Origin of the sequence: Brevundimonas sp., assembly GCF_050729455.1 — a bacterium.
Taxonomy (GTDB): Bacteria; Pseudomonadota; Alphaproteobacteria; order Caulobacterales; family Caulobacteraceae; genus Brevundimonas.
The window spans coordinates 18,284-39,330 of the sequence record NZ_JBOHLI010000006.1 but is presented as its reverse complement, the minus strand read 5'-3'; the positions used below and the strand labels follow the sequence as shown (position 1 = coordinate 39,330).

Annotated in this window: 18 protein-coding genes and 1 pseudogene; 10 read left to right on the top strand and 9 right to left on the bottom strand. The window is 69.3% G+C overall.

The features are described from left to right. Nucleotides 1-32: 32 nt before the first annotated feature. Together ACREEF_RS03090 and typA are read left to right on the top strand one after the other, a co-directional pair. A complete protein-coding gene (locus ACREEF_RS03090; protein ID WP_431564144.1) occupies nucleotides 33-1,103 on the top strand; it encodes a YeiH family protein in 1,071 nt (356 codons plus the stop codon). A gap of 128 nt (nucleotides 1,104-1,231) precedes the next feature. Then, nucleotides 1,232-3,064, top strand: coding sequence for a translational GTPase TypA (typA, locus tag ACREEF_RS03085; RefSeq protein ID WP_431564143.1), 1,833 nt, complete (start codon nucleotides 1,232-1,234; stop codon nucleotides 3,062-3,064). 210 nt (nucleotides 3,065-3,274) lie between these two features. On the opposite strand, the gene ACREEF_RS03080 is transcribed toward typA, so the two are convergent. After that, on the bottom strand, nucleotides 3,275-4,939 hold the full coding sequence (locus ACREEF_RS03080) for a phosphatidylglycerol lysyltransferase domain-containing protein (protein ID WP_431564142.1): 1,665 nt from the start codon (nucleotides 4,937-4,939) through the stop codon (nucleotides 3,275-3,277). A 143-nt stretch (nucleotides 4,940-5,082) separates the two neighbouring features. Here ACREEF_RS03080 and ACREEF_RS03075 point away from each other — a divergent pair, with 143 nt between their 5' ends. After that, entirely contained in the window at nucleotides 5,083-5,493 is a 411-nt protein-coding gene (locus tag ACREEF_RS03075) for a superoxide dismutase (protein WP_431564141.1), read from the top strand. Nucleotides 5,494-5,567: 74 nt separating this feature from the next. Here the strand turns inward: ACREEF_RS03075 and ACREEF_RS03070 are convergent, their stop codons facing one another. Then, nucleotides 5,568-5,825: a GlsB/YeaQ/YmgE family stress response membrane protein gene (locus ACREEF_RS03070; protein WP_292085068.1), complete on the bottom strand. Its 258-nt coding sequence runs from the start codon at nucleotides 5,823-5,825 to the stop codon at nucleotides 5,568-5,570. A 185-nt stretch (nucleotides 5,826-6,010) separates the two neighbouring features. Here ACREEF_RS03070 and ACREEF_RS03065 point away from each other — a divergent pair. Together ACREEF_RS03065 and hisN are read left to right on the top strand one after the other, a co-directional pair. After that, nucleotides 6,011-6,229: pseudogene (locus tag ACREEF_RS03065) on the top strand (helix-turn-helix domain-containing protein); the annotation flags it as partial. 140 nt (nucleotides 6,230-6,369) lie between these two features. Next, nucleotides 6,370-7,152, top strand: a complete 783-nt coding sequence (gene hisN / locus ACREEF_RS03060) for a histidinol-phosphatase (RefSeq protein ID WP_431564172.1) — start codon at nucleotides 6,370-6,372, stop codon at nucleotides 7,150-7,152. Here hisN and ACREEF_RS03055 read toward each other — a convergent pair. The 3 genes from ACREEF_RS03055 to ACREEF_RS03045 form a co-directional block, all read right to left on the bottom strand. Beyond that, a complete protein-coding gene (locus ACREEF_RS03055) occupies nucleotides 7,149-8,174 on the bottom strand; it encodes an alpha/beta fold hydrolase (protein ID WP_431564140.1) in 1,026 nt (341 codons plus the stop codon). The two genes, hisN and ACREEF_RS03055, sit on opposite strands and share 4 nt — an antisense overlap. Then, nucleotides 8,171-9,070 carry a class I SAM-dependent methyltransferase gene (locus tag ACREEF_RS03050; protein WP_431564139.1) on the bottom strand — a complete coding sequence of 300 codons (900 nt, stop codon included), beginning with the start codon at nucleotides 9,068-9,070 and terminating at the stop codon, nucleotides 8,171-8,173. Before ACREEF_RS03050 ends, ACREEF_RS03055 begins: the two co-directional genes overlap by 4 nt. Nucleotides 9,071-9,148: 78 nt before the next feature. Continuing rightward, entirely contained in the window at nucleotides 9,149-9,958 is an 810-nt protein-coding gene (locus tag ACREEF_RS03045; RefSeq protein WP_431564138.1) for a class I SAM-dependent methyltransferase, read from the bottom strand. Nucleotides 9,959-10,245: 287 nt separating this feature from the next. On the opposite strand from ACREEF_RS03045, the gene ACREEF_RS03040 reads away from it, so the two are divergent. After that, on the top strand, nucleotides 10,246-10,719 hold the full coding sequence (locus ACREEF_RS03040; protein ID WP_431564137.1) for an Hsp20 family protein: 474 nt from the start codon (nucleotides 10,246-10,248) through the stop codon (nucleotides 10,717-10,719). 62 nt (nucleotides 10,720-10,781) lie between these two features. Here the strand turns inward: ACREEF_RS03040 and ACREEF_RS03035 are convergent, their stop codons facing one another. The 3 genes from ACREEF_RS03035 to ACREEF_RS03025 form a co-directional block, all read right to left on the bottom strand. Continuing rightward, on the bottom strand, nucleotides 10,782-12,059 hold the full coding sequence (locus ACREEF_RS03035; protein WP_431564136.1) for a pentapeptide repeat-containing protein: 1,278 nt from the start codon (nucleotides 12,057-12,059) through the stop codon (nucleotides 10,782-10,784). Nucleotides 12,060-12,127: 68 nt separating this feature from the next. Then, complete coding sequence (locus ACREEF_RS03030; RefSeq protein WP_431564135.1) at nucleotides 12,128-12,760, bottom strand: bifunctional diaminohydroxyphosphoribosylaminopyrimidine deaminase/5-amino-6-(5-phosphoribosylamino)uracil reductase RibD; 633 nt, start codon at nucleotides 12,758-12,760, stop codon at nucleotides 12,128-12,130. Further along, nucleotides 12,757-13,470, bottom strand: coding sequence for a 2,3-bisphosphoglycerate-dependent phosphoglycerate mutase (locus ACREEF_RS03025; RefSeq protein WP_431564134.1), 714 nt, complete (start codon nucleotides 13,468-13,470; stop codon nucleotides 12,757-12,759). The genes ACREEF_RS03030 and ACREEF_RS03025 overlap by 4 nt, the downstream gene beginning before the upstream one ends. A gap of 193 nt (nucleotides 13,471-13,663) precedes the next feature. Between ACREEF_RS03025 and ACREEF_RS03020 the strand changes: the two genes are divergently transcribed. Then, nucleotides 13,664-15,163, top strand: a complete 1,500-nt coding sequence (locus tag ACREEF_RS03020; protein ID WP_431564133.1) for a phosphomannomutase/phosphoglucomutase — start codon at nucleotides 13,664-13,666, stop codon at nucleotides 15,161-15,163. A 42-nt stretch (nucleotides 15,164-15,205) separates the two neighbouring features. Beyond that, nucleotides 15,206-16,513 (top strand): FAD/NAD(P)-binding protein, encoded by a 1,308-nt coding sequence (locus ACREEF_RS03015; RefSeq protein ID WP_431564132.1) that lies wholly within the window; start codon nucleotides 15,206-15,208, stop codon nucleotides 16,511-16,513. On the opposite strand, the gene glmM is transcribed toward ACREEF_RS03015, so the two are convergent. Further along, on the bottom strand, nucleotides 16,510-17,859 hold the full coding sequence (glmM, locus tag ACREEF_RS03010) for a phosphoglucosamine mutase (RefSeq protein WP_431564131.1): 1,350 nt from the start codon (nucleotides 17,857-17,859) through the stop codon (nucleotides 16,510-16,512). The two genes, ACREEF_RS03015 and glmM, sit on opposite strands and share 4 nt — an antisense overlap. Before the next feature lie 191 nt (nucleotides 17,860-18,050). Between glmM and glmS the strand changes: the two genes are divergently transcribed. Together glmS and galU are read left to right on the top strand one after the other, a co-directional pair. Continuing rightward, a complete protein-coding gene (gene glmS, locus ACREEF_RS03005; RefSeq protein WP_431564130.1) occupies nucleotides 18,051-19,865 on the top strand; it encodes a glutamine--fructose-6-phosphate transaminase (isomerizing) in 1,815 nt (604 codons plus the stop codon). A gap of 82 nt (nucleotides 19,866-19,947) precedes the next feature. Then, nucleotides 19,948-20,826, top strand: a complete 879-nt coding sequence (galU, locus tag ACREEF_RS03000) for a UTP--glucose-1-phosphate uridylyltransferase GalU (protein ID WP_431564129.1) — start codon at nucleotides 19,948-19,950, stop codon at nucleotides 20,824-20,826. The last annotated feature ends 221 nt before the right edge of the window (nucleotides 20,827-21,047 follow it).

Below are 21,047 nucleotides of genomic sequence, written 5' to 3'. Positions count from 1 at the left end.
CGATCAGATGACGGAGCAGATGATGCGGCGTCATGTCGACGGCCCACCATTCCGCCCACGCCCACCCCAGCCTGACCGGCGCGCTGCACGCCCCCCTGCGCGGATTGGCCCGCCTGCTGCCCGGCGTCCTGCTGAGCGCAAGCATCGGCGTGGTCGCCTTCGGCCTTCAGATCATCGAGACCGCCCTGTTCGGCCATCCGTGGATCGAAGGGCTGGTGCTGGCCATCCTGATGGGCGCGGGTTTGCGGCTGTTCTGGGCGCCGTCCAGCGTCTGGACGCCGGGCATCCAGTTCAGCGCCAAGACCTTGCTGGAGGTCGCCGTCGCCCTGCTGGGCGCAACGGTGTCCGGCGCCGCCGTCATGGCGCTCGGCCCCCTCATGCTGCTGGCCATCGTCGGCGTCGTCGCCCTGGCCATCGGCGGCGGCTACGCCCTGGGCCGCGCCTTCGGCCTGCCGCCCGCCATGGCCCTGCTGGTCGCCTGCGGCAACGCCATCTGCGGCAACTCGGCCATCGCCGCCGTCGCTCCGGTGATCGAGGCCGAGGGCGAGGACGTGGCCGCCGCCATCGGCTTCACCGCCGTCCTGGGCATCCTCGTGGTCCTGCTGGTCCCCGTCGTCGGGGCGCTGATGGGCTTTGACGCTGCCCGCGTCGGCGTCCTGGCCGGCCTGACCGTCTATGCCGTGCCGCAGGTCCTGGCCGCCGCCGCCCCCGCCGGGCTGTTGGCCGTCCAGACCGGCGCCGTGGTCAAGCTGGTCCGCGTCCTGATGCTGGGCCCGGTCTGTCTGGTGCTGGGCCTGATGCGTTCAGGCCGGGTGGAAGGCGCCCGGCGACCCAGGCTGCACCACATGGCCCCCTGGTTCATCATCGTCTTCCTGATCCTGATGGGGCTGCGCTCGGCCGGTCTGATCCCCGAGGTCGTCCTGCCCCCGCTGCAGGCCGGGGTCACCGCCATGACCCTGGTCGCCATGGCCGGTCTGGGCCTGATGGTCGATCCGCGCGCCGTGGTCCGCGCCGGGCCGCGCGTGGCGGCCGTGGCCGCCCTGTCGGCCCTGCTGATCGGCACCCTGGCGCTGGCGACGATCGTGCTCATTTTGCCCGGCTGACGCACAATCGAACCGCCCCGCTGGCCTTTCCCTCGATAGGGCTGTAAGAGGCGCCGCTTCCTTCCCGCTTTCCGCATCTTGCAGCGGCCCGGACTTCCGTGGCCGAACACAGTCCGCCCGAGCCCGAAATGAACCTTCGTAACGTCGCTATCATCGCCCACGTTGACCACGGCAAGACGACCCTGGTCGACCAGCTTCTGGCCCAGTCCGGCGTCTTCCGAGCCAATGAGGCGACGACCGAGCGCGCCATGGACTCCAACGACCAGGAGCGCGAGCGCGGCATCACCATCCTGGCCAAGTGCACCTCGGTCCTGTGGAACGGTGAAGCGGGCGAGACCCGCATCAACATCATCGACACCCCCGGCCACGCCGACTTCGGCGGCGAAGTCGAGCGCATCCTGGGCATGGTGGACGGCTGCGTCCTGCTGGTCGACGCCGAAGAAGGCGTCATGCCGCAGACCAAGTTCGTGCTGACCAAGGCGCTGAAGATGGGCCTGAAGCCCATCCTCTGCATCAACAAGGTCGACCGCGCCCACGCCGACCCGGATCGCGTCCACAACGCCGCCTTCGACCTGTTCGCCGCCATCGGCGCCACGGACGAGCAGCTGGACTTCCCGCACATCTACGCCTCGGGCCGCGCCGGCTGGGCGACGCTGGACCTGAACGTCCCCAACGACAACCTCGCCCCCCTGTTCGACCTGATCGTCCGCCACGTGCCGGAACCCAAGCAGGTCGCCAAGAAGGACGAGCCGTTCCAGATCCTGAACGTCCTGATCGAATCCGATCCCTTCCTGGGCCGTCTGCTGACGGGCCGCATCGAGAGCGGCAAGGCCGTTCCCGGCATGGCCATCCACGCCCTGGACCGTGACGGCAAGGAAATCGAGCGCGGCCGCATCACCAAGGTCCTGGCCTTCCGTGGCCTGAAGCGCCAGCCGGTCGAAGAGGGCGCCGAGGCCGGCGACATCGTCGCCATCGCCGGCATGTCCAAGGCCACTGTGGCCGACACCCTGTGCGCCATGGAAGTCACCACGGCTCTGCCGGCCCAGCCGATCGACCCGCCGACCATCTCGATGACCGTCTCGGTCAACGACAGCCCGCTGGCCGGTCGCGAAGGCGACAAGGTCCAGTCGCGCGTCATCCGCGACCGCCTGCTGAAAGAAGCCGAGGCCAACGTCGCCATCCGCGTCACCACGACCGAAGGCGGCGACGCCTACGAAGTCGCCGGCCGCGGCGAACTGCAACTGGGCGTTCTGATCGAGAATATGCGCCGCGAAGGCTTCGAGGTCTCGATCTCGCGTCCTCGCGTGGTCTTCCAGACCGGCGAGAACGGCGAGAAGCTGGAGCCGATCGAAGACGTCATGGTCGACGTCGACGACGAGTTCTCGGGCATCGTTATCGAGAAGCTGTCGGCCCGTAAGGCCGAAATGACCGACATGGGCCCGTCGGGCGCCGGCAAGACCCGCATCAGCCTGAAGTGCCCGTCGCGCTCGCTGATCGGCTATCAGGGCGAGTTCCTGACCGACACGCGCGGTTCGGGCGTGCTGAACCGCGTCTTCTCGCACTACGAGGGCCACAAGGGCGCCATCGAGGGCCGTCTGAAGGGCGTGCTGATCTCGAACTCTGACGGCGACACGGCGGCCTTCGCCCTGTGGAACCTGGAAGACCGCGGCGTCATGTTCGTCGGCGCCGGCGAGAAGACCTATCAGGGCATGATCATCGGCGAGAACAGCCGTTGGGACGACCTGGACGTCAACCCGATCAAGGGCAAGCAGCTGACCAACGTCCGCGCTTCGGGCAAGGACGAGTCGGTGCGCCTGACCCCGCCGCGCCAGATGTCGCTGGAACAGGCCATCGCCTACATCGAAGAAGACGAATTGGTCGAAGTGACGCCCAAGTCGATCCGCCTTCGCAAGGCCACGCTGAACCCCTCGTTCCGCAAGAAGCGCGTCAAGCCGGACTAAGGGTTTCGACCAGACGAAATGAAGAAGGCGATCCGAAAGGGTCGCCTTCTTTTTTGGCCTATCGCCCTTCGGGCTGCTTGAGGCCCGCGCATCGCCCTGCCGTCATCCCGGCCGCAGCGCAGCGGAGAGCCGGGACTGCCCCACACTCGACGGTCAGCGCCTCTTGCGGTCCCGGATCGACCTTTCAGGTCGTCCGGGATGACTGCAAAGCTACTTCTTCAACCCCAGCAGTCCCAGCCAGCCGCCGCTGGTCAGCAGGGCCACGTCCAGCAGCGCCAGCGCCAGCGGGGTCGTGGTCGAGGCGGCGATGAATTTGGGCCGCCAGACCGGGCCGAACTTGCCCTTGTAGGCGCGCAGCCCCTGGAAGCCGTAGACGGCCCCGCCCTCCTCGAACACCAGGGCGCCGACGCGGGCGAAGACCGGGGCCAGGCGGCGGTCCTCCAGACCCGACAGGGGCGCCATGCCCAGGTCGAGGCGCTTGAAGCCCTCGGCCCGCGCCCACTGGGCGGTGCGGGTGAACAGATAGTCCATCACCCCGTGCGGCCCATCCGGCGCGTGGCGCATCAGGTCGATCATCGCCTCCTCGCCGCGCGCCCCGACCAGCAGGTTGGCGAAGGCGACGATCCGACCGTTCTCGCGGGCCACGGCGACCGGCGAGCGATCCAGGTAGGCGATGTCGAAGCGGCCCAGGGAAAAGGCCTTCTCCGATCCGTTATGGTGATCCAGCCAGGCGTCCGAAACCGCGCGAAGTTCGGCTTCCAGCGGCCGCGCGCCGCCGGGCGGCAGCACCTCGAAGCTCGTGCCCTCGCGCTCGGCCCGGTTCACGGCGGTGCGCAGGTTCTGCTTGCCCTTGCCTTCGGTGGAGAAATGTTCGGCGTCGATCACCGCCGCCTCGCCCACCTTGCGCACGGCCAGACCCAGGGTCGCCAGATCGGCCAGCATCCCCTCGCCGACCGAATAGAAGACCGGCGTCCCGCCGTAGCTGTCGGCCAGTTCGGCGAAGGCCCACAGAAGCTCCAGTCGCTCTTCCTTCAGGCCCGCGACCTCGCCCATGGCGATCCAGCGCCGGCCCCGCACGCGATAGGCGATGAAGCTGCGGCCGGACGGACTGAACAACAGGGCCTTGTCGCCCAGCAGGGCCAGACCCGCCTCGGGCGAGGCCGTGTCGGCCTCGGCCAGGGCGGCGCGGGCGCATTCGATCTCGGCCGGTCCGGCGGGACCGTGACTGCGCGCGCCCGGCGCCGTCAGCAGGGATCGCACCGCCACCGCCAGGGTCAGGATCGCCAGCACGGCGCCCGCCCGCAGGAAGCCTGAGGCCTGCGTGTCGGTCAGGAAGGTCCACCACAGCTCGTCGGCATAGGCCGTGTCGCGATAGGTGAAGAAGCCGAGCCACAACATGGCCGCGACCGCCGCGGCCAGCATCAGCAGCCAGCCCGGCCGCAGCGGCTCGCCCAGCCGTGAGCGCCGGTTGAAAGCGTCACGACACGGCAGGAGCAGGGCCGCCGCCAGGGTCAGCTCGGCCGCCTCTTCCCAGTCCAGCCCCTTCATCAGCGAAAAGACCGCCCCCAGCATCAGGCCGAAAAGGGCGGCGTAATAGGCGCCGCGCCGCCGCCGCCACAGCCCCGCAGAAACCAGCAGCAGCAGGAAGCCGGTCACGCTGGCGGCGAAATGGGACAGGTCGATCAGGATGGGCGCCGAGAACCGGTCCAGCGCCTGCAGCCGCCCGCTGAAGGCCGGGGTCACCGCCGACAGCAGCATGACCGCGCCCAGGGCGAAGGAGGCCACGGCGAAGACCTGGGGCGTCAGCTCATAGGCCAGGCCGCCCAGTCGCCGCAGGATACGGCCTGCGCCTCCGCGTTTCGTCTTTGTCGTCATGCACGTCCTCTGGACGCTCTTCATAGAGCGAGAATCGGCCGTTTGGGGCGCGGAAAAGGTCATTTCTAGGCGTGGGAAACAATTCGAAACAGGGCGAGTTCACCTTTTCGCGAGCGCCAGACTCGCTCAATCGGAGTAACCCCATGATCCGCAAGACCGCCCTGCTGACCGGCATCGCCGGCGCCTTCCTCTTCGCCGCCCCTGTGCTCGCCCAGGACGCCACGACGCCGCAGACGCCCGAACCGGCTCCCGCTGAGGCGGCCGCGGCTCAACCCCAGAGCCTGACCCTGACGCCCGGCGCCGCGGTCAAGAGCACCGACGGTTCGGAGCTCGGCAAGCTGGTCGGCGCCCAGAACGGCGCCTCGGGTCAGGAACTGACCGTGCGCGGCGCTGACGGCGCGGTCCGTCCGGTGCCGGTGGCCGGCATCCGTCAGGACGGCGCCGACATCATCGTCAACGCCAGCCTGTCCGACTTCCAGTCGGCCGCCCCGATCGGCGGCGACGCCCCGGCGGAGCCTGCCGAGCCTGCCGCGGCGACCGAACCCGCCGTCTGATCGCCGGCGAGAATTAAAGAAGGGGCGGACCATCGCGGGCCGCCCCTTCTGTTGTTCGGCTTTCGGGAAGCGGCTCAGGCCCGCTTCTTGACCAGGCCGAGAAGGAACAGCAACACCACGGCGCCGAGGGTGGCGACGATGATGCCGACGATCCAATTGCCCGAGGCGTCGATCCCCAGGAGGTTGTTGGCCAGGAAGCCGCCGATCAGGGCGCCGATGACGCCGACGATCAGATTGGTCAGCAGGCCATGGCTCCGCTTCATGATCTTTTCCGCCAGCCACCCGGCCACGATGCCGATGATGATCCAGGCGATGAATCCAAATCCGCTCACTCTTACCCTCCCTTAAAGTCAGGCTTGATGCCTTGACCATAATGCGCTGCGCCCGCGCAGGTTGCCACAGCCCTGACAGAAGCGTCGCCGTTCGTGCTTCAGGCGAACCCGGCACGGCCCTTGCGGCGTGTTCGCTGAGCCGTGCCGATCCGGCACAGCACAGGAACGTCAGAGGAGGGGCCGTCATGGCCGCCGAAATCGATCTTCACCTGGGTCGCCGCCTGCGTCGTCGCCGTCGCCTGCTGGGCCTGACCCAGCAGCAACTGGCCGTTCAGGTCGGCGTGCGCTTCCAGCAGGTCCAGAAATACGAGTGCGGCGCCAACCGCATCTCGGCCGCCCGCCTGTGGGAACTGGCCGAGGCGCTGGAGACGCCGATCAGCTACTTCTACGACGGCCTGGGCGAGGCGATCGAGCGCCCCGCCGCTACAGCCGGCGTCGCGTCCTTCCCCTCCGACGAAAGCCTGCACACGGACAGCAAGGCCGCCTGACGTCCCGCGATGACTGCCCCCTCGCTCCCCGGCGGCGGGCGGTGTATCTCGCCGTCATGACCGAACTGGAAGCCTTCGCCGTCGAACTGTCGCAAGAGGCCGCGCGCACGGCCCTGCCCTATTTCCGGGGCGACAACGCCGAGGAAAACAAGGCTGGCCCCGGCGCCTTCGACCCCGTCACCGAGGCCGACCGCGCCGCCGAGGCCGCCATCCGCCGCCTGATCGGCGCCCGCTATCCCGATCACGGCGTCATCGGCGAGGAATACGGCGAGGATCGGCCCGAGGCCGAACACGTCTGGGTGCTGGATCCCATCGACGGCACGCGCGCCTTTATCGCCGGCCTGCCTTTGTGGACCACCCTGATCGCGCTGCGCCATGAAGGCGCGTCGGTGATCGGCGCCATCGGCCAGCCCTACCTCGGCGAAGTCTTCCTCGGCGGCCCCTCCGGCGCGCGTCTGCTGCGCGACGGAACCGACACCGCGCTGAAGAGCCGCGCCTGTCCGCAGCTGTCCGACGCCCTGGTCGCCACCACCGATCCCGACATCTTCGTCGGCGCCGACCGCGAGGCCTGGACCCGGCTGCGCGCCTCGGCCCGGCTGGCCCGTCTGGGCTGCGACGCCTACGCCTACGCCATGGTGGCGGCTGGCCGGATCGACCTGGTGGCCGAGACCGAGCTGAAGGTCTGGGACTGGTCGGCCCTGGTCCCCGTGATCGAGGCCGCCGGAGGGCGCGTCACAGGCTGGACCGGCCAGGCGCCCGACGGCGACGGCCGCATCCTGGCCGTCGGCGACGCCGCCCTGACCGATCAGGCGCTGGCGGTGCTGAACGCGGCGAGTTAGGCCGCGCCTCGCTCCGGCGCGACCGAAGCCGGCTGGCCCTCGGCCGGGGCGACATAGCCGGCCAGGGCGTCGAACTCGTCGAGGAAGGCGCCGCGCAGCGGGTCCGCCTCCATGATGACTTCATGCAGGGAGCCCGGAACCTCGACATAGCGGCCCCGGCCCAGGCGGCGCGCCGCCCAGCGGTTGGTCTGTTTCCAGACCTTGTCGTCCTCGCCGGCCTGAACCACGCAGACCGGGATCTTGACCGACTTCAGCGCGCGCGGCTTCAGGGCGCGCTCGCCGGCGTCCAGCGCAAAGGCCAGCCAGCCCCAGGTCGGGCCGCCGATGGCCAGATGCGGGCAGGCGTAGAGCTGCTGACGCCACAGGTCATAGCGGTTCTGATCCGACGTCAGGCCGTCCTTCTCGAAGGTGTGGTCGAAGGGATCGTCGGGATTATCCAGCACATAGTCGCCCGCCTTGCCGTGACGCAGGTTCCACCGCACCGCCAGCTTGACCGACCACATCGACCGCTTGCCGGTCTTGATGCGCAGCATGGGGCTGGACAGGACGACGCCGGCGAAACGGTTCTCGCCGGCCTCCAGCGACAAGAGGTTCAGGGCCCCGCCCATGGAATGGCCGACCATGATCCAGGGCTTGGGGGCGCGAGCCTCATAGGCGTCCAGCAGACGGGCGTAGTCGTCCAGGAACTCCTCGACGGCGCGGGCGTGGCCGCGCAGCCGGTCAGGCAGCAACCGCGCCGACAGGCCCTGGCCGCGCCAGTCGTGGGCCAGGACGCAGAAACCGCGCGCCAGGAAGTTGCCGATGACCTCGAAATACTTCTCGATCGGCTCGGTGCGGCCCGGGCTCAGCACCACCGTGCCGCGCGGCGTCCTGGCCACCATGGTCGAGGGCGTCCACAGGGCGGCGCGCAGGCGCAGCCCTCCCGCGCCGCGGAACCAGTCGCCCTCTCCGCCGGGGGGCGAGGCGGCGCCGGGAACCCCCATCAGGGGCGCATGGGCGGCGAAGGCGTTGGCGCGGTTCACTCGGGCTTCCTGAACTTCAAGGTCATGCGGTCGCTCTCGCCGATCGCGTCGTATTTGGTGCGGTCGAAGGTCGGATCGGCGGGCTGGCCCAGAGGCGCCGTCAGGCGGCGCGGCGCCAGGGTCTCGACCCCGAAGGGATGATCCTTGGTGTCGGCCGGGTTGGCGTTGATCTCGGACGCCTCGACGAAGACGAAGCCGGCCTCGGCGGCCAGCTGCTTGACGAAGGCTTCCTGCACATAGCCGTTGGCCGCCGCCGGGTCCTGGTCCTCGTCGGGTTGCAGCCGGTGCTGCTCGATCCCCAGGACGCCGCCGGGGCGCAGGGCGGCATAGGCGTCGGCGAAGGCCTTCTCGGCGATCCCCGCCGCCATCCAGGCCTGGATATAACGCATGAAGAGGACCAGATCGGCGGTCCCGACGGGCGCCACCGGCCCGGTCGCGGCGCCGAAAGCGGTGAACTGGACCTCACCGTAGAGCTTCTTGTCGCCCTCCAGCCGCGCCTTGAGGGCGGCGTTCAGAGCGGTCTGGGCCGGATCGGCGGTCGGCCCCTCGGCGAAGCCCGCCAGATAGAGCGTCCCGCCACCCTGTTTCAGATAGGGGGCCAGGATCTCGGTGTACCAGCCGCTGCCGGGCCAGAAGTCGACCACCGTCATCTTCGGCTGCAGACCAAAGAAGCGCAGGGTTTCGATCGGGTGACGCCAGGGGTCGCGCGCCTTGTCCGCCGCCGAACGCCAGGGCCCCGTCACGGCCCACTCCAGCGAGCCTTCCGGCGGGCCGGCCGGCGTCGTCGGCGCAGGCGTCGCCGATTTTTCTTCCTTCTTGCCGCAGGCGGCCAGGCCGGCGAAGGCGGCCATGCACGCCCCCGCCAGGACCGCGCGTCGCGTCGATCGCTCAGCCATGCGCGCCACCTTGGATCAGGACCATCATGGCCTTGGACTTAAGGCGGTTCTTCACCAGGGTCAAAACCGCAGACGGCATCAGTTGGCGGTGTCAGGCTTGCGGAAGCGCAGGGTCATGCGGTCGCTCTCGCCGATGGCGTCGAAGGCGGCGCGCTCCTCGGCCGTCAGGACCCGGCCCGCGCGTTCGGACGTGCGGGTCGGGGGCAGGGTCCAGACGCCGAACGGATGATCGTGGTCGTCCCTGGCGTTGGCGTTCAGCTCGCTGCGGGCCTCCAGCTCGAACCCGGCCCGGCGGGCGGCGTGGATGACGTAGCTTTCGGGGACATAGCCCGTCGAAGCCGTGTCGGCGACGTTCAGCCCGTCCTGGCTGCGATGCTGTTCGACGGCCAGGACGCCGCCGGGCTTCAGCGCCTTGAAGAAGGCGGCCAGATAGGGATCGGTGCGCCCGTCTCTGGACCAGTTATGGAAGGCCCGCGCCACCACCACCATGTCGGCCGTGCCGTCGTCGACGCCCATGCTCTCGGTCGGCCGGCTGGCGGCGACGTAGCGGCCGCCGGTCGCCGCCGCATAGGGCTCCAGGATGTTGCGCCACCAGCCGGCGCGGCCGGGCTCGATCTCCACCACCGTCAAACCGGGCTGCAGGCCCCAGAAGGTCAGGGTCTCGAACGGGTGACGCTGGCTGTCGCGGACGCGGTCGGCCTCGGGCCGGGTGGTCGAGGCGACGGCGGCCTGAAGCGCGGCGTCCTCGGCGATGGTCGGCATCTCCATCGATAGGCCCTGACGATGCGGCAGGGCGGTTGCGGGCGGGGCGCCCTGTGGCGCGGCTTGAGCAAGGGCCGGCGAGGCGAGGGCGGACGCCAGAATGGCGGCGAGGACGAGAGGTCGCATGAAGGCTCCGGTCGTTCCTGAAAAAGGGATCACGCCAATCCATACGGCGCTTCGCGGCCTCGGCAAGGCGCGGATTGGGCTGAGCGACGATTTCACACGCCCCTTCGCTCGTCGAGGCGCCCCTCTTGCGCCGTAAAAAACGCCGCCTACCTCTTCATCCGAGAGCGCCGATCCCGGGCTCTCCAGATCTGACGGGGCCGATCTCGGACTGTTGGAACTGAATCCTCCGCCGTCCGGGGCCAAATCGCCGGGCGGCTCAACCTTGCTGAATGTCAGAAGGATGATCCATGCGTACCTATGATTTCTCGCCGTTGTACCGTTCCGCCGTCGGCTTCGACCGTCTGGCCCGCCAACTGGAAAGCGCCGCGCGCTCCAGCCAGGAGAGCGGCTGGCCGCCCTACAACATCGAGACGACCGGCGAGAACGCCTATCGCATCGAAATCGCCGTCGCCGGCTTCTCGCCCGACGAGCTGAATATCGAGGCCAAGGAAAACCAGCTGACCGTCACCGGCAAGAAGGCCGCCAACGACGATACGGCTCCCCAGAAGACCTATCTGCATCGCGGCCTGGCCGAGCGCGACTTCGAGCGCCGCTTCCAGCTGGCCGACTATGTGGTGGTCAAGGGCGCCGACCTGTCGAACGGCCTGCTGACCATCGACCTGCAACGCGAACTGCCCGAGGCGCTGAAGCCGCGCCGCATCGAGATTGCGACCGGCAAGCTGATCGAAGGCAAGGCTGACAAGGCGAAGAAGGCCGCCTGAGCGGCTGTCGTCTGAACCGAGGAGGGGGCGGCGTTCGCGTCGCCCCTTTTTCGTGCGCGTCCCTAGGCGGCCGCGGCCTTGAGATCGGCCGGGTCCAGGCCGCGCGCGCCGCCCGTCTGGGCGCCGGTGAAGTCGGCCTGTTTGGTCTGGGCCCCGTGCAAAACGGCGCGGCTGAGGTCCGCCCCCGCCAGAACCGCCCGGCGCAGGTCCGCGCCCGACAGGTCCGCCCCGCGCAGGACCGCGCCCGACAGGTCGGCGGGCAAGAGCCGCTCAGGCCCCAGCATCAGCGGTCCCAGCTGGGCCTCGCGCAGATCCGACCCGTTCAGCTTGGCCCGTCCCAGCCGCGCCCCGCGCAGGTCGGCCCGGCGCAGATTGGCCGAGCGCAGGTCGGCGCCCTCCAGCTGCGCCCCCTGAAGCTGCACGCCTTCCATATCCAGGCCGTAAAAGACCGCCCCCTTGGCCGACAAGGCCGTCAGGTTCAGGCCGCGAATGGACTCCAGCGGGCGCAGATCGACCCCGTCGAACACCGAGGGCTGGCCCTCGGCCCCGCCCGTCTCGCACCACTGGGCGTGATCGCGCAGCATCTCGGCGGCGGGCATCCGGCTGACCGGCTCGCCCGCCGGGCGGTTGTCGGTCAGGGCGCCCTCCATATTGGCCCCGTCGGTGCGCCACATGGCGGCCTTCACGCCGACGAGGATGGCCCCGGACAGGTCGGCGCCCGACAGATCGGCCCCCGACAGGTCCGCTCCGGCCAGGTCGGCGCCGCGGAAGCTGGCCTGCTTCAGATTGGCCCGGACCAGCTTGCAGTCCTTCATGATGGCGTCGGTGAAGTCGGCGGCCACGGCCACGACCCCCGTCATGCGCGAGCGCTGCAGATTGGCCCCGACCAGGCTGGCCCCCTGGGCCTGGGTGTCGGCGCGCTTCTGGGCCTCGACCACGCGGAAGCCCAGCTTGGAGTCCGCCGCCGCGATGGTGCCTTCGCGCAGGTCGGCCTCGAACAGGTCCGCCCCCGACAGGTCCGCGCCGCGCAGGCAGGCGCCGCGCAGGTCGGCCCGGCGCAGGCTGGCGTCGGTCAGGACGATGTCCTGCATGTCCGCGCCGAAGAAGTTGGCGTTGTCCAGCTTGGCCCCGGTCAGGTCGCAGTTGTGCAGACGAGCGGCGGCGAAATCGGCGTCGGCCAGATTGCGGCCCCGCAGAGTCAGGCCCGACAGGTCCATCCAGGCGAAGACGGCGCGCGCCCCGCCGGGCCGCGCCTGCCACAGCCGGTCGTGCTTGACGCAGATGGCGTCGACCTCGGCCTGGGTCAGCTTTTTACGAACAGGATCGGCGGCGTCACTCATCGCGCCAACATGGCTGACGGGCCATTAAGGAAGCTTTGCAGAAACAAAGGTTTCACCACGCCGTCACCCTATTCGGCCAGCAGGCCCTGTTCGCGCAGGGCCTCGGCCAGTTCGCCTTCATTGGTCCACAGCCGCGTATAGCCCGCCTCGCCCAGCCGGTTCAGTTCGGTGGTCAGATCGGCGCGCGGCGCGGCGACGAAACGGCCGTCGAAGCCCTGGCCGTCCTCGCTGACGCGGACCATGGGCCGACCGGTCTCGACCCGGTGCAGGAAGCCTTCGCACAGGACGGCGGCGGCCTCGGCCAAGAGGCCCGTCTCGACCGTCAGGCCCGATTGGCGCAACCGCTCGGTGCCCCGGCCCGAGGCGAAGGGCGAGGGGTCCAGGGCGGCGATCACCACCCGCTCGACCCCGGCCTCGGCCAGGAAGTGGGCGCAGGACTTGCGGCCCGACGAGCGCGCGCCGCAGGGCTCCAGCGTGACATAGGCGGTCGCGCCCTTCACGGCCTCGCCGGCCGCGGGCACAGCCTGTTCCTCGGCGTGGGGACGGCCGCCCGGCGCGGTGGCGGCTTCGGCCAACACCACTCCGTCCTTGACCAGGACGCAGCCGACCGCCGGATTAGGCCAGGTCTCGCCCATGCTCGCCAGCGCCAGATCGATGGCGCGGCGCATATGGACGGCGTCGTCCCCGCTGGTCGAACTCATGCGATCGGCGGCAGGGCTTGCGCCCGGCCCTCGTCCAGATAGCGGGCGGCGACCGGCTTCAGGTCGCCGTCCAGGTCGATCTCCAGCGGATTGCCCGTCGGGATCTCCACGCCGACGATCTGGTCGTCCGGCACGGCGAACAGCAGCTTGACGATGGCGCGCAGCGAGTTGCCGTGGGCGGCGATCAGCACGTCCTCGCCCGCCTTCAGGCGCGGCGCGATCTCGGCGTCCCAATAGGGCTGCACCCGGTCCAGGGTGGTCTTCAGGCTCTCGGTGTCGGGGATGGGCTTTCCGGCGTAGCGGGGGTCCGCGTCGAAATCGAACTCGCCGCCCGGGGCCAGGGGCGGGGGCGGCACGTCATAGCTGCGGCGCCAGACCTTGACCTGGTCCTCGCCGTGCTTGGCCGCCGTCTCGGCCTTGTCCAGCCCGGTCAGGCCGCCGTAGTGGCGCTCGTTCAGGCGCCAGTCCTCGAGAACCGGCACGTCCTTCAGACCCGCCGAATCCAGGGCCAGGGCGCCGGTGCGCTTGGCCCGCGTCAGCACCGAGGTGAACATCACCGCCGGCTTGAACCCGGCCTCGGCGATCAGTTCGCCGCCGCGACGCGCCTGGGCCTCGCCCTCGGCGGTCAGATCGACGTCGACCCAGCCGGTGAAGCGGTTTTCCAGGTTCCACTGGCTCTGGCCGTGGCGCAGCAGGATCAGGCGGGGCATGGGCGTCTCCGTAAGGTCCTCCTCGCCTAGGCCGGGGACGCGGGGGCGGTCAAGGTTTCACGATGCGGGAAAGGATGAAGCCGGAACGGACGCCGCGCGTTGTTGGCCTCTTGGGGGACGCCCGCTATACCGCGACGCTAAGGTGCGGGTCGCGCAGCCTCGCCCGCCCATCCGCGCACGATCAGGAATCCTCATGTCGAAACCGCGCCAGGACATCCGCCCCAATACGGCGGAGTACGAAACCATCCCTCTGGTGAAGCCGACCGGCTTCCGCGAATACGACGCCCGCTGGATCCTGGAAAAAGAAATCAACCTGCTGGGCATTCAGGCCCTGGGCCTGGGCCTGGCCACCTATGTCCACGAGATCGGCGTGCGCCCGCGCATCGCCGTCGGTCACGACTTCCGCTCCTATTCCCTGTCGGTGAAGCAGGCCCTGATCCTCGGCCTGCTGGAAGGCGGCATGGAGGTCGTCGATATCGGCCTGGCCCTCTCGCCGATGGCCTACTACGCCCAGTTCGCGCTGGACTGCCCCTGCGTGGCCATGGTCACGGCCAGCCATAACGAGAACGGCTGGACCGGCGTGAAGATGGGGGCCCAGGCGCCCCTGACCTTCGGTCCCGACGAGATCGGCCGCCTCAAGGCCATCGTGCTGAACGGCGAGGGCGTCGCCCGCCCCGGCGGCCGCGTCGAGCGCGTCGAGGGCTTCCGCGACCAGTACATCAAGGATGTCGCCTCCAAGGTGAAGCTGACCCGCCCGCTCAAGGTCGTGGCCGCCTGCGGCAACGGCACGGCCGGCGCCTTCGCCCCCGAGGCCCTGCGCCTGATGGGGGCCGAGGTGATCGAGATGGACACCCACCTCGACTGGACCTTCCCCAAATACAATCCGAACCCGGAAGATCACGCCATGCTGGTGCAGATGGCGGAAAAGGTGAAGGAAACCGGCGCCGACCTGGCTCTGGGCTTCGACGGCGACGGCGATCGCTGCGGCGTGGTGGACGACACGGGCGAGGAAATCTTCGCCGACAAGATCGGCCTGATGCTGGCCCGCGACCTGTCGGCCCTGCACCCCAACGCCACCTTCGTCGTCGATGTGAAATCGACCGGCCTCTACAAGACCGACGCGGTGCTCAAGGACAATGGCGCCACCACCGTCTACTGGAAGACCGGCCACTCCTACATCAAGCGCAAGACCGCCGAACTGGGCGCTCTGGCCGGGTTCGAGAAGTCGGGCCACTTCTTCCTGTCGGGTGATCTGGGCCATGGCTATGACGACGGTCTGGTGGCGGCCGGCGCCGTCCTGGCCATGCTGGACCGCAATCCGGGCAAGTCGCTGTCGGAGCTGAAGTCCGCCCTGCCCGACGCCTGGACCTCGCTAACCATGTCGCCGCACTGCGACGACGAGCTGAAGTACGATGTGCTGGCGAAGATCGTGAAGGAATACGAGGATCTGGCGGCCGCGGGCGGCTCGATCCTGGGTCGCAAGATCGTCGAGGCCATCACCGTCAACGGCGTGCGCGTCCATCTGGAAGACGGATCGTGGGTCCTGGTGCGCGCCTCGTCCAACAAGCCGGAGCTGGTGGTGGTGGTCGAGAGCATGAGGTCCGCGGACGACATGCGCGACCTGTTCCGCAAGGAGGTCAAACCGCGTCTGGCCGCCCATCCCGAAATCGGCGCCTTCAATCAGGAAATCTGATCTGGATTTGACGCAAACAACGGGCGGGGGCGAAGTGAAGCGATGAACAACGCCTCGCCCCTGCCCGTGGTCATCGTCGGCGGCGGATTCTCCGGCGCCATGCTGGCCGCCCGGCTGGCCGAGCGGGGACGGGCCTCGGTTCTGATCGAACGCGGCGACGGCGTCGGTCTCGGCGTCGCCTATTCCACCCCGCTGGACGCCCATCGCCTGAACGTCCGCGCCGGACGGATGGGCGCTGTAGCCGACCGCCCCGGCGGCTTCATCGACTGGCTGAAGACGCATCATCCTGCGCAGGCCGACCCTAACAGCTTCGCTCCGCGCCGCCTCTACGGCCTCTATGTTCGCGACCGGCTTGCGGCGGTCGAAGCGGACCGCCCCGGTGCGATCAGGCGTGTGAAAGGGCAAGCCATCACGGTCGAGAGTCAAACCGTGATCCTGTCCAGCGGCGAGCGGATCGAGGGCCGGGCCGTCGTCCTGGCCACCGGCAACCCGGCCCCGCGCACCACCGGCGCCGATCAAGGCGGCCGCGTCATTTCCGATCCCTGGGCGCCCGACGCCCTTACGCCGATCCAGCCGGGCGACGACGTCCTGATCCTCGGCGCGGGCCTGACCATGGTCGATGTCCTGCTGTCTCTGACGGCTCAGGGCTGGCGCGGTCGGGCCACAGCGGTGTCGCGTCGCGGCCTCCTGCCCCACGCCCATGGCGTGAAGCACGACGCGCCCATCGACCTGCCGCCCGAAGCTTTGGCCGGCCCCCTGTCCGCCCGACTGTCGGCGGCGCGACGCCTGGCGAAGGCGCACGGCTGGCGGAGGGTCATGGAGAGCTATCGCCCGATCACCCTGGACCTGTGGCGCGCCGCCACCGACGCCGAGCGCGCCCGCTTCCTGCGTCACCTGCGCCCCTGGTGGGACGTGCACCGTCACCGCATCGCCCCCCAGATCGCCGCAGAGCTGGACCAGATCCTCGGCGAGGACCGCCTCGCCGTCCGCGCCGGTCGCATCCGTGCGGTCAAAACCTCCGCCGCAAGCGTCGCCCTGCGCCTGACGACGCGCGACAAGGCCGAACAGACCCTGTCCGCGTCCTGGCTGATCGACTGCACCGGCCCCGGCCACGACGTGACCACAGCGCCCCTGACCGCCGGCCTGATCGCCGAGGGTCGCGCCCGCCTGGCCGCCTCACGCCTGGGCCTCGACCTCGACGAGGCGGGGCGCGTCCTCCACGCCGACGGCGCCGCCGACCCGGACCTCTACGTCCTCGGCCCGCCCGCCCGCGCGGCTTTCTGGGAGACCGTCGCCGTCCCCGACATCCGCCAGCGCATCGAGGCGCTGACGGATCTGCTGGCGCGCTAGCCCGCCGCCTTCACCGCCGCCGCCACGTCGGCGACGACCCGTTTGACCAGGGCCTCGTCGTCGCCCTCGGCCATGACGCGGATCAGCTTCTCCGTGCCGGACGGACGCACCAGCAGGCGGCCCGAACCGTTCAGCGCAGCTTCCGCCTCCACGATGGCGGCCTTGACCCTGGCGTCCTCCAGCGGCTTGCCGGCGGTGTAGCGCACGTTCTGCAGCAGTTGCGGCACCGGCTCGAACTGGCGCGCCAGTTCGCTCATCGGCACGCCCGTCTCGACCAGAACCGCCAGCACCTGAAGCGCCGCCATCAGGCCGTCGCCGGTCGTGGCGTGGTCTTTCAGGATGATGTGGCCCGACTGCTCGCCGCCGATGTTGAAGCCGCCGGCGCGCATCCGCTCCATGACGTAGCGGTCGCCGACCTTGGTGCGCTCCAGCGTCAGCCCCTCGGCCTTCAGCCGGCGCTCCAGACCCAGGTTGGACATGACGGTGGCGACCACCCCCTTGCCGTTCAGGCGCCCGCGCCTGGCCCAGTCCAGGCCGATCAGGGCCATGATCTGGTCGCCGTCGACCACTTGGCCCTTCTCGTCGCAGATGATGACCCGGTCGGCGTCGCCGTCCAGGGCGATGCCGATGTCGCAGCGATAGCGCTTCACCGCCTCGGACACGGCCTCGGGATGGGTCGAGCCGCACTCGGCGTTGATGTTCAGGCCGTTCGGCTCGACGCCGACGGGGAAGACCTCGGCCCCCAGTTCATAGAGGGTGGTCGGCGCCACGCGGTAGCCGGCGCCATTGGCGCAGTCGATGGCGATGCGCAGGCCCTTGAGGCTGAGCCGCTTGGGGAAGGACTGCTTGGCGATCTCGATATAGCGCGGCGGGGCGTCGTCGATGCGCTTGACCCGGCCCAGCTTGTTGGCGGAGGCCAGATCCTGATCCAGCGCCCCGTCCATCATGGCCTCGATCTTCAGCTCGATCTCGTCCGACAGCTTGTAGCCGTCGGGGCCGAACAATTTGATCCCGTTGTCGGCGTAGTCGTTGTGCGAGGCCGAGATCATGATGCCCAAATCGGCGCGCATCGAGCGCGTCATCATGGCCACGCCCGGCGTCGGCAAGGGGCCGAAGGTGCGCACGTCCATGCCGACGCTGGCCAGACCGGCGACGAGGGCCGGCTCGATCATGTAGCCGGACAGGCGCGTGTCCTTGCCGATCACCACCAGATGGCGGCGGTCGTCGTCGGTGCGGAACAGCTTGCCCGCCGCCAGCCCAACCCGCAGCGCGACCTCGGCCGTCATCGGATGGGTGTTGGCGCGACCACGGATGCCGTCGGTGCCGAAGTATTTTCTCTCGCCCAAGGGCGTCGTCCTTCGCTGGCGGGCCGGACGGTTTGCAAAGAAACCTTCCGAAACCCATTTTTTGATGTCGCCGGCCTGCGCTTCCCCTAGACGAAAATCAAAGGGCGAGACGGGCGGAACCCTCTCGCTTACCTCTTACGGCGGCGTCGCGCAAAGCGTGACCGCCCGGCCCCTTCACCGGAGCAGACCTCATGTGCGGCATCATCGGCATCACGGGCGCAGGCGCCGTCGTTCCTCGCCTGATCGACAGCCTGAAGCGGCTGGAATACCGCGGCTATGATTCCGCCGGCATTGCCGCCGTCGTCGATGGCCGCATCGAGCGCCGCCGCGCCAAGGGCAAGATCCGCGAACTGGAGGCCGTGCTGGCCGCCGAGCCTCTGACGGGGACCATCGGCATCGGCCACACCCGCTGGGCCACCCACGGCGCGCCGACCACCGCCAACGCCCACCCGCACAAGGCCGGCCGCGTCTGCCTGGTCCACAACGGCATCATCGAGAACTTCGCCGAGCTGAAGGCTGAGCTGGAGGCCGAGGGCCGCGTCTTCGAGAGCCAGACCGACACCGAGGTCGTCGCCCACCTGCTGGACCACAAGCTGGCGGCGGGCCTGGCCCCGCTGGACGCCTTCAAGGCCACGCTGGACCGGCTGACCGGCGCCTATGCCCTGGCGGTCCTGATCGAGGGCGAGGACGAGCTGATCCTCGGCGCCCGTCGCGGCAGCCCCCTGGTGGTCGGCTGGGGCGAGGGCGAAATGTATCTCGGCTCGGACGCCCTGGCCGTCGGCCCCTTCACCCAGAAGATCTCCTATCTGGAGGAAGGCGACTACGTCGCCATGACCCGCTCGGGCGCGCGTATGTTCGACGCCTCGGGCCACCCTGCCGACCGCGCCGTGGTCCAGGTCTCGGCCTCCTCGGCCATGGTCGAAAAGGGCGCCTATCGCCACTTCATGGAGAAGGAAGTCCACGAACAGCCCGACAGCGTCCAGCACACCCTGTCGGAATACCTCGACCTAGTGACCGGCACGGCCAAGACGCAGGCCGTGGACTTCGCCGCCGTCGACCGCATCCAGATCATCGCCTGCGGCACCGCCTTCTACGCCGGCCAGATCGGCAAGTACGCCTTCGAGAAATATGCGGGCCTGCCCTGCGATGTCGAGATCGCCTCGGAGTTCCGCTACCGCTCGCCGGCCCTGACCCCGGGCACGGTGGCCGTGGCCGTCAGCCAGTCGGGCGAGACCGCCGACACCCTGGCCGGCCTGACCTGGTGCAAGGCGCAGGGGCTGAAGACCGCCGCCGTCGTCAACGTCCACACCTCGTCCATGGCGCGCGAGGCCGAGGTCCTGTGGCCGACCCACGCCGGGCCGGAAATCGGCGTCGCCTCGACCAAGGCCTTCACCGCCCAGGTCTCGGCCCTGCTGGCCCTCGCCGTCGCCGCGGGCGTGGCGCGCGGCCGCATCGACGCCGCCCGCGAGGCCGAACTGGTCAAGGCCCTGTTCGAGGCCCCGCGCCTGATCGCCGAGGCCCTGCAGATGGACGGCCAGATCCGCGCCGTCGCCCACGATCTGGCCAAGGCGACCGACGTCCTCTTCCTCGGCCGGGGCGCCATGTTCCCCCTGGCCATGGAGGGCGCGCTGAAGCTGAAGGAGATCAGCTACATTCACGCCGAGGGCTACGCCGCCGGCGAGCTGAAGCACGGCCCCATCGCCCTGGTGGACGAAAAGACCCCGATCATCGCCCTGGCCCCGCTGGACGAGGTCTATGAAAAGACCGCCTCCAATCTGCAGGAGGTCGCCGCGCGCGGCGGCCCGGTGGTCATGATCGCCCCGGCCAACGCCCCCGCCCCGCACGGCGCCGGCATCCGTCGCGTCGACGCCCCCGACTGCCACCCGCTGATCGCCCCCCTGGTCTATGCCGTGCCCGTGCAGCTGCTGGCCTATTACACCGCGGTCCAGAAGGGCACCGACGTCGATCAGCCGCGCAACCTGGCCAAGTCGGTGACGGTGGAGTGAGCCAACCCGCGCGGGGGACGCGCGTTTGGAACCGTCACGATTTACGCCTATGAAAGCCGGCCAACGGCTTTCAGGACGACTGATGACGACTTCCCCCGCGCGCCTTCGCAAGGCGGTCCTTCCCGTGGCCGGCCTGGGCACCCGCGTCCTGCCCGGCACCAAGACCACGCCGAAGGAGCTGCTGAACGTCGTCGACCGGCCGATCCTGTCCTACATCGTCGAAGAGGCGCGCGAGGCGGGGATAGATCACATCGTCTTCGTCACCGGCCGCGCCAAGCAGGCGATCGAGGACTATTTCGATCACCAGATCGAGCTGGAGGCCCAGCTGGCGGCCAAGGGCAAGACCGAGATCCTGGCGGCCATGAACGCCGAGCTGGCCCGGGCCGGCGAGATGAGCTTCACCCGCCAGATGCAGCCCAAGGGCCTGGGCCACGCGGTCTGGTGCGCGCGCGACATCATCGGTCACGAGCCCTTCGCCGTCATCCTGCCCGACGTGATCGTGGACTCGCAGCCCGGCGCCCTGAAGCAGCTGGCGGACCTCTACGCCGAGGTCGGCGGCAACGTCATCGGCGTCGAAGCCGTGCCGGAATCCGAGACCCACAAGTACGGCATCGTCGATCCCTCCAGCCGCGACGGCCGCCGCCTGGCGATGAAGGGCATGGTCGAAAAGCCCGCCAAGGGCACGGCCCCGTCCAATATGTCGATCTCGGGCCGCTACATCCTGCAGCCGGAAATCTTCGACCTGCTGGAGACCCAGGAGCGCGGCGCCGGCGGCGAGATCCAGCTGACCGACGCCATGGACCGGCTGATGAAGAGCCAGACCTTCACCGCCTACGAATACGAGGGCGTGACCCACGACTGCGGCGACAAGATCGGCCTGCTGCGCGCCAACGTCGCCCTGGCCCTGAAACGCCCCGACCTGGGCGAGGCCACGCGGGCGGCGATCACCGCTCTGCTTTGAGCACTACAGCAATGATGAGACGAAACGCGCCATAGACATGGCCGAGTGAGACAAAATCTCACGATCGCGCGAAAAACAGAATGGTTTCCATGCATACCGCAAGTTTGCATGAACAATTTTGTGTAATTTTGCCGATTAAACGCTGCGTTTTTGCCGCGACAACTCAGGCGCTTTTCACCTAACGTCGACCTCCAGTCGAGCCCTGTTCTTCTGCGTTGAAG